The 13457-nt window shown below is 48.2% G+C and carries 14 protein-coding genes; 2 read left to right on the top strand and 12 right to left on the bottom strand.

Going from position 1 to position 13457, the window contains the following annotated elements:
- Nucleotides 1–207: 207 nt before the first annotated feature.
- From DI392_RS12135 to DI392_RS12125, 3 genes are read right to left on the bottom strand one after another with little or no spacing between them, the layout of a single operon-like run.
- Nucleotides 208–726 (bottom strand): DUF2489 domain-containing protein, encoded by a 519-nt coding sequence (locus DI392_RS12135; RefSeq protein ID WP_109320168.1) that lies wholly within the window; start codon nt 724–726, stop codon nt 208–210.
- Between the two features lie 5 nt (nt 727–731).
- Nucleotides 732–1307 carry a Der GTPase-activating protein YihI gene (gene yihI, locus DI392_RS12130; RefSeq protein WP_109320167.1) on the bottom strand — a complete coding sequence of 192 codons (576 nt, stop codon included), beginning with the start codon at nt 1305–1307 and terminating at the stop codon, nt 732–734.
- On the bottom strand, nt 1307–1945 hold the full coding sequence (locus tag DI392_RS12125) for a class I SAM-dependent methyltransferase (protein ID WP_109320166.1): 639 nt from the start codon (nt 1943–1945) through the stop codon (nt 1307–1309). Before DI392_RS12125 ends, yihI begins: the two co-directional genes overlap by 1 nt.
- A 148-nt stretch (nt 1946–2093) precedes the next feature.
- Between DI392_RS12125 and yihA the strand changes: the two genes are divergently transcribed.
- The gene (yihA, locus tag DI392_RS12120; protein WP_109320165.1) at nt 2094–2759 is read left to right on the top strand and encodes a ribosome biogenesis GTP-binding protein YihA/YsxC; all 666 of its coding nucleotides are present in this window, start codon (nt 2094–2096) and stop codon (nt 2757–2759) included.
- A 500-nt stretch (nt 2760–3259) separates the two neighbouring features.
- Here yihA and spfP read toward each other — a convergent pair whose 3' ends face one another.
- The 3 genes from spfP to hemB form a co-directional block, all read right to left on the bottom strand.
- Entirely contained in the window at nt 3260–3307 is a 48-nt protein-coding gene (gene spfP / locus DI392_RS20080; protein ID WP_438356636.1) for a small protein SpfP, read from the bottom strand.
- 193 nt (nt 3308–3500) lie between these two features.
- A complete protein-coding gene (gene polA, locus DI392_RS12115; protein WP_109320164.1) occupies nt 3501–6299 on the bottom strand; it encodes a DNA polymerase I in 2799 nt (932 codons plus the stop codon).
- A 606-nt stretch (nt 6300–6905) separates the two neighbouring features.
- Nucleotides 6906–7940 (bottom strand): porphobilinogen synthase, encoded by a 1035-nt coding sequence (hemB, locus tag DI392_RS12110; RefSeq protein WP_109320163.1) that lies wholly within the window; start codon nt 7938–7940, stop codon nt 6906–6908.
- Between the two features lie 127 nt (nt 7941–8067).
- Between hemB and DI392_RS12105 the strand changes: the two genes are divergently transcribed.
- The gene (locus DI392_RS12105; RefSeq protein WP_109320162.1) at nt 8068–8829 is read left to right on the top strand and encodes a TatD family hydrolase; all 762 of its coding nucleotides are present in this window, start codon (nt 8068–8070) and stop codon (nt 8827–8829) included.
- Nucleotides 8830–8852: 23 nt separating this feature from the next.
- On the opposite strand, the gene tatC is transcribed toward DI392_RS12105, so the two are convergent.
- From tatC to ubiE, 6 genes are all read right to left on the bottom strand, one after another.
- Complete coding sequence (gene tatC, locus DI392_RS12100) at nt 8853–9593, bottom strand: twin-arginine translocase subunit TatC (protein WP_109320161.1); 741 nt, start codon at nt 9591–9593, stop codon at nt 8853–8855.
- Nucleotides 9594–9637: 44 nt separating this feature from the next.
- Entirely contained in the window at nt 9638–10009 is a 372-nt protein-coding gene (gene tatB / locus DI392_RS12095; RefSeq protein ID WP_109320160.1) for a Sec-independent protein translocase protein TatB, read from the bottom strand.
- Nucleotides 10010–10012: 3 nt separating this feature from the next.
- Nucleotides 10013–10261, bottom strand: a complete 249-nt coding sequence (gene tatA, locus DI392_RS12090; protein ID WP_109320159.1) for a Sec-independent protein translocase subunit TatA — start codon at nt 10259–10261, stop codon at nt 10013–10015.
- A 68-nt stretch (nt 10262–10329) separates the two neighbouring features.
- Nucleotides 10330–11964 carry a ubiquinone biosynthesis regulatory protein kinase UbiB gene (ubiB, locus tag DI392_RS12085; RefSeq protein WP_109320158.1) on the bottom strand — a complete coding sequence of 545 codons (1635 nt, stop codon included), beginning with the start codon at nt 11962–11964 and terminating at the stop codon, nt 10330–10332.
- 27 nt (nt 11965–11991) lie between these two features.
- Complete coding sequence (locus DI392_RS12080; protein ID WP_109320157.1) at nt 11992–12603, bottom strand: ubiquinone biosynthesis accessory factor UbiJ; 612 nt, start codon at nt 12601–12603, stop codon at nt 11992–11994.
- Nucleotides 12604–12629: 26 nt separating this feature from the next.
- Nucleotides 12630–13412: a bifunctional demethylmenaquinone methyltransferase/2-methoxy-6-polyprenyl-1,4-benzoquinol methylase UbiE gene (ubiE, locus tag DI392_RS12075; RefSeq protein ID WP_109320156.1), complete on the bottom strand. Its 783-nt coding sequence runs from the start codon at nt 13410–13412 to the stop codon at nt 12630–12632.
- Between the last annotated feature and the right edge of the window lie 45 nt (nt 13413–13457).

The following is a 13457-nucleotide window of genomic DNA, read 5'->3' as shown; positions in this document are numbered from 1 at the left end:
TATTTGTCTTTCCGGCATATCGTTTTTACCGATATTTTGCCATATCAAGATTACTATCGTGGGGTAGTCAAAGGTTTTCGGATAAAAAATGTTCAGAAATGTAAGCAAGATCACTAACACAGCTGAATTTATAGAATTTTTATAGTTTTACTTACCTGAAGAAAAAACGTCCTCAAAGCACAGAAACACCACAATAAAATCCGTCAGTTATGCACAAGAAGATTTTGTTCGCTGAACAACGGATATGTTGTCTTCCGGGCCCTGAATCAGAGGCTGAATATGCTGTTTAAGTTGTTCCAGCTCTTCGGTAATAGCGGCCGTTAAACGCGATTCGGCTTTATGTCTGGCAAAGTCTTGTTTCATACGTTCTTGTTTTTCCAGAGCCGTTCGGGCATCTCCGCGAGCCATATCCCTTACCGTCGAATACAGCTCATAAATGGCCGGATACTGCTTCTCGACATCAATACGGTGTTCTCCCTGTACAAATTCAAGCATACCACACAGGCGAATGCTGATTTCGGCAAGGTCACACTGTTTCTGGATACCCACCAGACAGAGGGTATCCACGTTGCTAAAGATATTCGCATTGCGTTTCGCGATGGCGATGGTCTGAAACTCCAGCTTAAGCGCATTCTGTTTTTTAACCTGCCACCATAAGTAACCCGCATACACCGCCAGAGCCAAAATGACCACAGCACCAACAGAGATTAATACGGTTACGTTCATTGCTTTTATCCTTTAAAGTCGTTCAAGTCGATATCTTCAAACTGAGACAACAGGTCATCATCAGACGCTGCCTTCTTCGGTTTTACAGGCTTCTCTGATTGAACAGACCCAGTTTCCGGCTCTTGTTGATCTTCGGTTTCATCTTCCGGCTCATAAATGCCCAACTGCTTCATCAGCGCTTCGATCCGATCCAGCTTTTGGTCGACATAACTCTGCAGCCCGGCACCCAGCTTCTCACCATTATCGATACGCTCAAGCAATACGTTCAGCTGCGCATCATTTTCCAGCATCTCCAGCTCTTTCTCAGCTGACAGGCGGCGCTCCTGCTTGGTCGGCTTTTTCTTCGCCTCAACCACCAATGGAATTTTCTTCTTGCTACCTAAACGCGGGTCTTTTGCCTGACGGTTTCCAACCACTCTGGCTTCTTCAGCCTCTGAGTGACGGCTGCCGGTTTTCAGGCCCTTACGCTTTTTATCTTTTTTACGCAGACGGCCTTCTACATCCGACTGCGATCGGTTACGGGTTACGATAATATCAGCGTTCGCTGATCCCGGTTTTCTGGATTTCTTACTTCGACTCATTACTGGGGTTTCCTCAGTAAAATTACATCATTGCCAATAAATTCAAGTTGGAGCTTATCCCGCTCTGCCAGATACTGGAACGTTTGGCGGCTATAGAAACAGACATGGGTAATGTCATTCTTATAGTGCCATCCAGCAAACGCTTCCACACCCTTGACCTGCTTCGTCATCAGACCAAGCCAGCCACCCGGCTTAACTAAATTTAACCATTGTTGCCACACCACATCGGGTTGATAGAGGTGCTCTATCACTTCAGTGGCCGTGACAAAATCGTACTGCTTTTCCAGTACTTTCTGCTCAGGATAGTAGTAGACGTCATACAACGCCATGGTATGTCCTGCTTCTTCCAGCATCAGCGACAGGGTTGGTCCCGGCCCGCAGCCAAAGTCCAGCCCTTCTGAGTCTGGTGATATTCTTTCCAGCAGAGGGGTTGCTACCCGTGACAAAAACCGGCGATAGCCCGGATCGTCCGGTCGGTTCTCGTGCAGGTCGTACATCGACTTTTCGGCTTTCGCATCCAGACGCATTTCCGGCGGCACAAAGACCAGATCGCAATTCAGGCACTGGTAATACTGCCGACGATGATCCTCAAAGTAAAAACGGCTATTAGTCTCTTTGCATAAAGGGCACGAGTGCATAAGTACATCCTCTGACTGGGAGGGGAAATTTACCAGATACCGCAAATAGAGTAAAAGATAAACGCGATTGTCGTGCTATAATCTCCGCCCTCTGGGACGGTTGATGTTCCCAGTCAGTCTGACAGCACCAACGCAAGCGGAGTAAACTTTGAGCGTAACCATCCATTATCAGAATACCCATTTTATCACCAGTGCCCCTGATATCCGTCACCTGCCTGAAGATGCGGGGATTGAAGTTGCGTTTGCAGGGCGTTCAAACGCCGGAAAATCCAGTGCGCTGAACCGTCTGACTAATCAGCGCAACCTGGCGAAAACCAGTAAAACCCCGGGCCGTACTCAGTTGATTAACCTGTTTAAAGTGGAAGACGATTGTCACATTGTCGATCTGCCGGGATACGGTTTTGCTCAGGTTCCGGTTGAGATGAAACTCAAATGGCAAAAATCACTGGGTGAATACCTGCAGAAACGAGAATGCCTGAAAGGGCTGGTGGTACTGATGGATATCCGCCATCCGATGAAAGACCTGGACCAGCAACTGATTTACTGGGCAGTGGATAGTGGCATCCCGGTACAGGTACTGCTGACCAAAGCCGACAAACTAAAATCAGGTGCCCGGAAAGCACAGCTACTGAAAATACGTGAAGCCTCTATGGCGTTCTGCGGTGATGTCAGTGTGGATGTATTTTCATCCCTGAAAGGCATAGGGGTAGATCAATTGCGCCGTAAGCTGGATGAATGGTTTACACCGGCGATTGAAGCTCGCCTGGCAGCGGACACGGATGAAGCCGACGACGTTACAGAAGACGAAGAATAACGCCCGGCACATAAGACAACGAACAACGCATAAAAATCCCCACCATTTAGGTGGGGCAACGGGAGAGAATTAGGAGGTATTATTATTATGCGATGAATAATTCATCATTTAGCCCAAAAACTCAAGTCCGCGTCTCAAAAATGTCACCTCTCCGACAATTATTATTCCAAAACCCTTTTTGTTGCTCACCTTTACTCTGCGTTACATTTTGTTACTTGTTTTTCTGTGTAAATTATTTTCTTTATAACGTACAAAAATTTCAGCCGCTATTTTTCCTTATTGAACGTCAAAATCACCCTTTCAATGAAAAGATTTCGAACAAACACAGTTAAAAAACGGGAATAACCATTAGGATAAGGAAAGAGAGTCTTAAGAATACAAACGGAAGGGTTAAGTAAAATACGATTAAAAACAATGGGATAGATAAACACTAATGTGGATGAAATTTTCTTTCGCCCAATAAAAAACGCCCCGATCAAAAACTGACCGGGGCGGCTGAATCAGCCTAATCCAATAACGTGAAACAAAAGGTCTGAAAGATAGAACATCTTACCTCTGTACCCTACGAGAGTTAATGTACAACAATTGGCCGTCCTTGCAAAGTTTTTTTGTAGTTTTTTTTCATTAGATTTTTATTAAAGTACATAACTTGCTGAAGAAATAGGACTTTATTTTTAACAATAAAAAGCCAGCAATTGTGCGCTGGCTCATGTTATTTACCAATTTGTTATTCGAAAGTGTCTAGTGCGCCTGATCCCAGTTCTCTCCGTGGCCAGCATCAGCCACCAGAGGGACATTCAGTGAGGCCGCCGACTCCATCAGATTTTGTACTTTTATTTCAATTTCAGACAAAGCGGACTCTTCTACTTCAAATACCAGTTCATCGTGTACCTGCATCAGTAGCTGCACGCGCCCGGCCCCCTCAGCCTGAATCCACTCATCCACCAACAGCATGGCCTTTTTAATGATATCCGCTGCCGTTCCCTGCATCGGAGCATTGATCGCTGCGCGTTCAGCGGCCTTACGACGCATACCATTGCGCGACTTAATCTCCGGCAGATACAAACGACGACCATATAGTGTTTCCACATAGCCCTGTTCAGATGCCTGAGAGCGGGTATCTTCCATATACTGCATCACGCCCGGATAGCGCTCGAAGTACGTATCCATATACGATTGGGCCTCACCACGCGGGATCCCCAGCTGTTTAGCCAGGCCAAACGCACTCATGCCGTAGATCAGACCAAAGTTGATCGCTTTCGCCCGGCGACGCTGTTCAGAACTGACCTGATCAATACCAACACCCATGACTTCCGCAGCGGTCGCCGCGTGGATATCTTTGCCTTCTTTAAAGGCATCCAGCAATGCTTTGTCTCCGGACAAATGCGCCATAATGCGCAGTTCAATCTGTGAGTAGTCCACGGCCAGAATTTTCTTACCATGCGGAGCAACAAAAGCCTGACGGATACGACGCCCCTCTTCATTACGAATTGGAATATTCTGTAGATTAGGATCGGTCGATGACAGGCGGCCTGTGGCCGTTACCGCCTGATGATAAGAGGTATGCACCCGGCCGGTTTCCGGATTAATCATCTTCGGCAGTTTATCAGTATAGGTTGATTTCAGCTTAGCCAGGCCACGGTATTCCAGAATGCATTTCGGCAACGGATAATCCAGAGCCAGCTCCTGCAGCACTTCTTCATTGGTCGATGGCGCGCCTGATGGTGTTTTCTTGATCACCGGCAGCCCCATCTTCTCAAACAGGATCGCCTGCAGCTGTTTTGGTGAGCTCAGGTTAAATTCCTGGTCGGCAATATCGAAAGCCTTCTTCTCCAGTTCATCCAGACGAGCCGCAATTTCCTGCGACTGGGCACCCAGCAACATATCATCGATCAATACCCCATTGCGCTCCATGCGGGACAGTACCGGTACCAGTGGGATTTCTATCTCTTCGTAAACAGACTTAAGCTTGTCGTCCTGTTCAATATTGCTGAACAGGCGGTTATGCAAACGCAGAGTCACATCGGCATCTTCCGCGGCATAAGGTCCGGCCTGCTCCAGGTCAATCTGGTTAAAGGTCAGCTGTTTTTTGCCCTTACCCGCGACAGACTCAAAGGAAATGCAGCTGTGCTGTAGGAAACGCAGCGCCAGACTGTCCATATCATGTTTGCCGCCCACGCTGTTATAAACGTAAGAGGCCAGCATGGTGTCGTGTTTGATACCGCGCATTTCAATGCCGTAACGAGCCACGATACTGGCATCGTATTTCAGGTTCTGACCGACCTTGGCTTTCTGCTCATCTTCCAGCAGTGGCTTCAGCTGCGTCAGTACCCAGTCCCGTTCAAGCTGATCCGGCGCATCCAGATAGTCATGCGCCACCGGCACATAAGCTGCGACCCCTTCTTCCGTAGCGAATGACACGCCCACCAGATTAGCCACCATGTAATCCAGACTGTCGGTTTCGGTATCGAAGGCGAAAAGGTCAGCCTCTTTCAGCTTCTCCAGCCACTGGTTAAAGGTCTCTTCATCCAGAATGGTGACGTACTGGCTGCGATCAATCGTCACTGCCGAGGTATCGGCTTCCGTCACCGAAGACGATGCCGAAGAGGAAGAAACGATACGCCCGGATTTTTCATCCGCCGGCACACTGCCGTCACCACCTTCCAGCAGTTCATTCAGCCAGGACTTAAACACCAGCTGTCCATACAGCTTGATCAGCTCGTCTTTATCCGGCTGAGCTTTGGTCAGGGTTTCTGGCTTCTCTTCCAGTTCGACATCCCGCTTAATGGTTGCCAGTTGATAAGACAGATAAGCATTGTCCTGATTCTCCGTCAGCTTTTTCGCCATCGTTTTTGAGCCACGAAAACCCAGAGGGGCAATATCATCTAAATTCGCATACAACTTGTCGATTCCGCCAATACCCTGCAGCAATGCGGTGGCGGTTTTATCCCCAACACCCGGTACTCCCGGAATGTTATCCACTTTATCGCCCATCAGCGCCAGATAATCGATGATCAGCTCTGGCGGGATACCAAATTTTTCTACCACGCCTTCTCTGTCCATCACAACATTGGTCATGGTATTGATCAGGGTGACATTATCATCCACCAGCTGCGCCATATCTTTATCACCGGTACTGATCAGCACAGGAATACCCGCTGCTGAAGCCTGAGTCGCCAGTGTGCCGATCACATCATCCGCTTCGACGCCCGGAGTACAGATCAGCGGTATCCCCATCGCCCTAATTACATTGTGCAGCGGCTCTATCTGACAACGCAGGTCATCCGGCATTGGAGGACGATGAGCTTTATATTCAGGGTAAAGATCGTCTCGGAAAGTCTTCCCTTTGGCATCAAAAATGACAGCCATACGGTCAGCCGGAAACTGGCGCATCATACTGCGTACCATATTGACCACTCCGTACACCGCGTTAGTCGGGATCTCACCATTACTCATGGTGCCGGGATAAGCGTGAAAGGCACGATATAGATAAGAAGAGCCATCAATTAGAATAAGTGGGTTTTCAGGAATACTTGCCATGCGAGTTGATATCCGATGATATGAAAAAATTTCGGTTAGGATGCCATGAACCCAGCTTTTATTCCATGAATGCATTCCTCAGAACAACAATCCTCCATACAAAACCAAGCGCATAAAAACATCACTCTCCTGTGGATAAGTCTGTTTGTATTTTATGATCGTCTAATTATCAAGCAAATAGGCAAAGATAAGATCGCAGTAAAAACACTTTAAATACATCAAGTTAAACAAACAAAGATCCTTTTTGAAAAGATCTGTTAACGATCGTGATGTGTGGAAAAGTTTATGATGTACCCAAAGCTGACAGTACAAATCACTACCAGGCTGGTATAAGACAGAGGATAAAAGAAAGCGACACCTTTCGGTGTCGCGTAGCAGAATGGGCAATCACTGAAGCATCGGAGAATGTATTCAGTCTAGCCTGATAAGCTAAATTACACTGGAAGCAATGTGAGCAATGTCGTGTCATTCAGGAATGCCGTGTTAGTAACGAGAAAACCCTTAAGGGTAACCCCTTGAACTTTCACCTTATTCCCTAAGACGCTTTAATAATAACAATTCTCATTCGCAGGTCAAGCATTAAATGAGAAAAAATATCATTTAATTTTATTGCTCTTCGTCGGACTTCACATTGTCTTCCGCCAGCCAGATAGCCACATCTTTGGCAAAGTAAGTCAGTATGCCGTCAGCACCAGCCCGCTTAAAGCAAAGTAACGATTCAAGCACCGTTTCCTTTTCCTTCAGCCAGCCGTTCTGGATAGCAGCCTTGTGCATCGCATATTCACCAGACACCTGATAGGCAAAGGTCGGTACCTGTAGTTCGGTTTTTACCCGGCGTACCACATCCAGATATGGCATGCCCGGCTTCACCATGACCATATCGGCACCTTCATTGATATCCATCGCCACTTCATGCATGGCTTCATCACTGTTGGCCGGATCCATCTGATAATTTTTCTTATCACCACCTTTCAGGTTTGACGCCGAGCCAACGGCATCCCGGAATGGTCCATAATAATGAGATGCATATTTCGCCGAGTAAGCCATGATCTGAGTATGAATGTATCCCGCCTCTTCCAGTGCTTCTCGGATTTTACCGATACGGCCATCCATCATATCCGACGGTGCCACCACATCGGCTCCGGCTTCTGCATGCGACAGTGCCTGTTTGACCAGCACTTCAGTGGTCTCTTCATTTTGCACATAGCCTGTCTCATCAATAATGCCATCCTGACCATGGATGGTGTACGGATCCAGAGCCACATCAGTGATCACGCCCATCTCCGGCACATGCTCTTTCAGGCCACGAACCGCGCGCTGAACCAGACCTTCCGGGTTATACGCTTCTTCTGCATTCAGACTTTTTGCATCCTGATTAACGACAGGAAATAAAGCAATCGCCGGTACGCCCAGTTTCGCCAGCAGTTTCGCTTCTTCAATCACCAAGTCAATAGACAAACGTTCGATCCCCGGCATGGAGTCAACGGCTTCACGGCGGTTTTTACCCATGAGGACAAACATCGGATAAATCAGGTCACTGACCGACAGTTGATTTTCTGCCATCAACCGGCGGCTGAAATCGTGCTTACGCATCCGGCGCATCCGGCGCGCCGGAAATTGTCCCTGAACAGGTACCGTCATAATCTTCTCCTAATCTTTTCTTTTGGTTTAAATTAATCATATCACCACATCTCTCAGATACGAGGTTTATCCACACAAAATCAGATATACTGAGAGATGTCAGTCTCTAACAGGTAACGGAAGCATTATGATCGACACCCATGCCCATCTCTATAATCACCGTTTCGACAGCGATCGGGACGAAGTTGTTCAACGCGCTTTAGAGCTGGGTATCAACAAAATACTTATGCCCAATATCGATCTGGATTCCATTCAGCCGATGCTGGAGGTTGAAGCGCAATATCCGGATATCTGCCACTCCATGATGGGGCTGCATCCCTGTGATGTTAACGCCGACTATAAAACGACGCTCAACACCATCCATAGCTGGTTTGCTAAGCATAAATTTATCGCCGTGGGTGAAATCGGTATCGACCTGTACTGGGATAAAACCTATTTCGAACAACAAAAAGAAGCATTTATTACCCAACTGAACTGGGCCAAAGAGATGGATTTACCGGTCGTGATCCATACCCGGGATTCTATCGAACAGACCCTGCCGCTGATCCGTCAAGAACAGAACGGACAGTTAAAAGGTGTCTTCCACTGTTTTGGCGGCAGTGTGGAAGAAGCGAAAGCGATTACCGATCTGGGTTTTCATCTGGGACTGGGTGGTGTCACCACCTTTAAAAATGGCGGTATGGATAAGGTGCTCCCTCATCTGGATATGCAGACCATCATCCTGGAAACCGACTGCCCGTATCTGACTCCGGCCCCACACCGCGGTAAACGTAATGAACCGGCCTACACCGCACTGGTACAACAACGGATTGCAGAGCTAAAAAAGATCAGTCCGGAAGAGGTGGATAGGGTGACCACTGAGAACGCGAAGACGTTGTTCAGAGTGTAAAGCGAAACGGGAGAATCAGACTTCTACTCTTCTGCTTCTCCTTCCTTACGGACATAAAAGCGGGAAAAGAACAGCCCGACCTCGAACAGCAGGCACATAGGAATAGCCAGCAGGGTCTGCGAAATCATATCCGGCGGAGTCAGCATCATGCCGACGACAAATGCTCCGACAATAATATACGGGCGTTTCGCTGCCAGGCTTTGTGGATCGGTCGCGCCAGTCCAGCAGAGCAGAATAATGGCCACCGGCACCTCAAAGGCAATCCCGAACGCGAGAAACAGCGCCAGTACAAAATCCAGATAGCTGGTGATATCGGTAGCAAACTCCACCCCACCGAGAGAAATAGCGGTAAAGAAACTGAATACCAGCGGGAACACCACAAAATAAGCAAACGCGACACCGCAGTAAAACAGCAGTGAACTGGAAAACAGCAGCGGCAGGATCAGCCGGCGCTCATGCTTATACAGGCCGGGGGCCACAAATGCCCATACCTGATACAAAATGACCGGAACCGCAATAAAAATGGAGGTGACCAGCGTAAGCTTCAGCGGAGTAAAGAAAGGGGATGCCACATTGGTTGCGATCATTGTTGCCCCTTCAGGCAACCTTTCTACCAGAGGGGCTGAGACAAACTCATAGATATCGTTGGCAAAATAGATCAACCCAAGGAATACGACAATAATCGCCACAATGGCCTTAAGCAGTCGGTTGCGCAGTTCCAGCAGATGACTGATCAGTGGCTGAGTTTGTTCCGTTGACGACATAAAGAAACCCCTACTATGCCAAGACGAAGAATAGCCTGGCCAGGCTATTCTGATTTATTATCGGCTTTATTCTGAGTAGTAGCTTCATCAGTCACCGACTCAGCAGAGGAGGAACGGGACGTGTTGTTTACCGTTTCGTCCACATCCTGCCTGGCCTGCTTAAAAGTGTCAGCTGCGCCATCCAAATCAGGCTTCAGCTGCTCCTCCATATGCTTCTGTTTCTGCTTGAGCTGCTCCTGAAGTTCCTGAATTTTCAGCTCATGTGACAGTTCATCTTTCACACCATTCGCCATCGTTCTGGCACTATGGATGAACCTGGCCACCGTCCGAATGGCAACGGGCAGACGTTCCGGCCCCAACACTACCAGGCCGACAACAGCGATCAGGACAAGCTCCCAAAAACCGATATCAAACACGGGTTAGCCCTGTTTTTTCTCTTTTTTACTGTCGGTTTCTGAAGACGCGGTGTCTTTCTTCTCTATATTTTGTTGCTCAAAGTCTGCATCTTTGTCTTTTTTATCCGCATCTTCATCATCATTCATGGCGTTCTTGAACCCTTTTACCGCGGATCCCAGATCTCCGCCGATATTACGCAGTTTCTTGGTTCCAAACAGTAAAACAACAATGACAGCAATGATCAGCAGCTGCCAGATACTAATTCCACCCATATCATCTACTCCGAAGATTTATTCTCGTTAACTTACCTTAAGATACGAATTTCCACGAGATTTTTCGACTATTTACGGTGTACCCGCCAACTAAACAGCCAAAGTGTGATCCCGGCAAGACTGCAACCCAGCGTCAGCCCGGTATACGGTGTTGTCGTCAGTATCGCCGAACACACCACCAACGTCGCCCCCATACCAAACAGTAGCTTGCCGGTGGCATGCTGTTTTTTCGTATCCCGGTATCCCTGATAAAACTCGCTCATTTTCTGGTTAACGGCCTTACTCTGCTTCAGGCTGTCATACAGCAGCTCCGGCAACTCCGGTAACTGCTCTGCCCAGAAAGGCGCTTTCTCCTTTATCGCCCGGATAACCGCCTGAGGCCCGACCTGATTAGCCATCCAGTTTTCCAGAAACGGCTTGGCTGTGGTCCATAAATCGAGTTGTGGGTACAGCTGTCGGCCCAGCCCCTCTATATATAATAGAGTCTTTTGCAGCAAAACCAGTTGCGGCTGCACTTCCATATCAAACCGGCGAGCCACATTAAACAGATTCAGCAATACATGCCCAAAAGAGATCTCTCCCAGCGGTTTGGCAAAGATCGGTTCGCAGACAATACGCAGAGCTGCAGCAAACTCATCAATATTGGTATCTGCCGGAACCCAGCCGGAATCGACATGCAACTGAGCCACTTTACGGTAATCACGGTTAAAGAAGCCTAGCAGGTTTTCTGCCAGATAGCGTTTATCTTCACTATTCAGAGTACCGACAATACCGCAGTCCAAACCAATCCATTGCGGATTTTCCGGATGCTCAGGGTTCACAAATACATTCCCCGGATGCATATCGGCATGAAAAAAACTGTCCCGGAACACCTGAGTAAAGAAGACGGTCACGCCACGTTCCGCCAGCAGTTTCATGTTGGTACCGTTGGCTCTCAGGCCTTCGATATCAGACACCTGGATCCCGTAAATACGTTCGGAAACCATCAGGGTTTCACTGCTCAGGTCAGTGATCACCTCGGGGACATACAGCTCTTCACTGCCTTCAAAGTTACGTCTTAGCTGGATAGCGTTGGCCGCTTCCCGGCGCAGATCCAGCTCATCAATCAGAGTCTTCTCATATTCACGCACCACCTCAACCGGTTTCAGCCGGCGGCTATTGGGCAGAATTCTGGCGATAATTCGGGCCATACGGTGCATCAGACGAATATCCGCATCAATCACCGGGCCGATATCCGGGCGAATGATCTTCAATACCACTTCCTGACCGGTCTCTTTCAGTCTGGCGGTATGCACCTGAGCAATCGATGCCGAAGCAAGCGGCTTAATATCAAAGTCAGTAAACCAGTTTTCCAGCTTACCGCCCAATGCCGCTTCCATCTGCTGCCTGGCCAGTTCCCCGGCGAAAGGCTCAACACGGTCCTGCAGCAGCGCCAGTTCATCCGCCAGGTGAGGCGGAAACAAGTCACGCCGCGTCGACATCATCTGGCCAAACTTTATCCAGACAGGCCCGAGCTCCTGTAAAGCAAGGCGTAACCTTACTCCCAGAGGTTTATCCCCATGTTTATTCTTTATCCAGAACAGGGCTTTTCTGACCAGCTTAGGCAGTTTGGTCAGTTGGTGCTGAGGAAGAAACTCGTCCAGACCGTACTCCAGCTGAACGTGAATAATGCGGCATAAACGGCGTAATTCTGTAGGCGTCATAGGTATTATTAGCTGCGTCTTCTTATGTTAACTCAATATCTTGTCAGCCAGCTGCCGTAACCGGTTATCCGCTTGCTCGACCTGTTTGGTTAGCTCATCGACCTGATCGCAAAAATACGCGATCTCCAGTGGCGGCGGAGCAATTTTCCACTCTTCCGTCAGTGCTTCAGCAAGATGCCGTTGCTTCCGCTGCGCCTGCTGCTTCAGCCAGCACCCCGTATCCCGGGCTCCCTGCATCAGAGTATGCGCAACCACATCGCCAGTGATACGGGAAAGCCATTCTTCCAGATCCGGCTTACAGTCGGACATCAACTGAGCAAACTGCTGCGCCAATTGATGATCACCTTTGAGGTCCAGCTTATCTTCTTTAATCAGCCGGGTAATCTCCGGTTGCTGGCGGAATTCCGGCAGAACGGCTAGGCTCAGAGAGATAAAACAGTCCGGCTCTCCCTCATAGGCTGCCAGTACATCCACCTGATGACTGAACACAAACGTCAGTGTTTGTTTCAGTTCCAGAATATATAACTGCAAGACTTTTCCTTTTAACCGGGCCAGCTGTCTGCGATACGCTGGCTGGTCATTAATCAGAGTATTCAGTGCGGTTTCCAGTATTCCGGTAGCAAGAGGCTCAAATGGCATAAGCGGTCATCTCAGGCAGTGAAGGATCAGAATTTATAGCCGCGATGAAGAGCGACGATTCCACCTGTTAAATTATAGTAACGAGTGTTTTCATACCCGGCCTCATCCATCATTCCCTGCAGTGTATCCTGATCAGGGTGCATACGAATAGACTCCGCCAGATAGCGATAACTCTCGGCATCTCGGGTGATAAGTTTGCCCATTTTTGGTAACAGATGGAAAGAGTACGCATCATAAATTTTAGATAATGCTTTGAATTTTGGCTTAGAAAATTCCAGCACCAACAACCGGCCACCCGGTTTCAGTACCCGGTACATAGAACGCAGAGCTTTCTCTTTGTCTGTCACATTGCGCAAACAAAAACTGATGGTAATACAGTCAAAATAGTCATCCGGAAACGGCAGCTCTTCGGCATTGGCCTGAACATAATGCACATTACCCACAATGCCGCTGTCGCGCAGCTTATCCCGGCCGACATTCAGCATAGAATTATTGATATCCGCCAGAATAACCTGACCTTTATCACCCACAATACGGGAGAACTTCGCGGTCAGATCGCCTGTACCGCCACCTAAATCAAGAATACGTTGTCCCGGACGAGCCCCACTGCAATCAATGGTAAAGCGTTTCCAAATCCGGTGAATACCACCGGACATTAAATCATTCATCAGGTCATACTTGCTTGCCACAGAATGAAATACGTCCGCTACTTTCTCTGCTTTTTGTTCTTTTGCAACGGTTTGAAACCCAAAGTGGGTCGTATCTTCAGCCTGAACGGCAGCACCTGAATCTACACTGATATCTGTCATGTTTTCCTCACTAGACTCCCTTTGTCCTTAATTAAGGGATTATGG

This window comes from Vibrio albus, from assembly GCF_003144035.1.
GTDB lineage: Bacteria > Pseudomonadota > Gammaproteobacteria > Enterobacterales > Vibrionaceae > Vibrio > Vibrio albus.
Note: the sequence above shows the minus strand (reverse complement) of the source record. Positions and strands in the feature narration are given on the sequence as shown.

Excerpts from the sequence above, each read along its gene's own strand:
- ubiE (WP_109320156.1), bottom strand. The coding sequence starts at position 13,412 with ATGACAGATATCAGTGTAGATTCAGGTGCTGCCGTTCAGGCTGAAGAT.
- DI392_RS12135 (WP_109320168.1), bottom strand. The coding sequence starts at position 726 with ATGAACGTAACCGTATTAATCTCTGTTGGTGCTGTGGTCATTTTGGCT.
- tatA (WP_109320159.1), bottom strand. The coding sequence starts at position 10,261 with ATGGGTGGAATTAGTATCTGGCAGCTGCTGATCATTGCTGTCATTGTT.
- polA (WP_109320164.1), bottom strand. The coding sequence starts at position 6,299 with ATGGCAAGTATTCCTGAAAACCCACTTATTCTAATTGATGGCTCTTCT.
- hemB (WP_109320163.1), bottom strand. The coding sequence starts at position 7,940 with ATGACGGTACCTGTTCAGGGACAATTTCCGGCGCGCCGGATGCGCCGG.
- DI392_RS12080 (WP_109320157.1), bottom strand. The coding sequence starts at position 12,603 with ATGCCATTTGAGCCTCTTGCTACCGGAATACTGGAAACCGCACTGAAT.
- tatC (WP_109320161.1), bottom strand. The coding sequence starts at position 9,593 with ATGTCGTCAACGGAACAAACTCAGCCACTGATCAGTCATCTGCTGGAA.
- ubiB (WP_109320158.1), bottom strand. The coding sequence starts at position 11,964 with ATGACGCCTACAGAATTACGCCGTTTATGCCGCATTATTCACGTTCAG.
- DI392_RS12105 (WP_109320162.1), top strand. The coding sequence starts at position 8,068 with ATGATCGACACCCATGCCCATCTCTATAATCACCGTTTCGACAGCGAT.
- yihI (WP_109320167.1), bottom strand. The coding sequence starts at position 1,307 with ATGAGTCGAAGTAAGAAATCCAGAAAACCGGGATCAGCGAACGCTGAT.
- DI392_RS12125 (WP_109320166.1), bottom strand. The coding sequence starts at position 1,945 with ATGCACTCGTGCCCTTTATGCAAAGAGACTAATAGCCGTTTTTACTTT.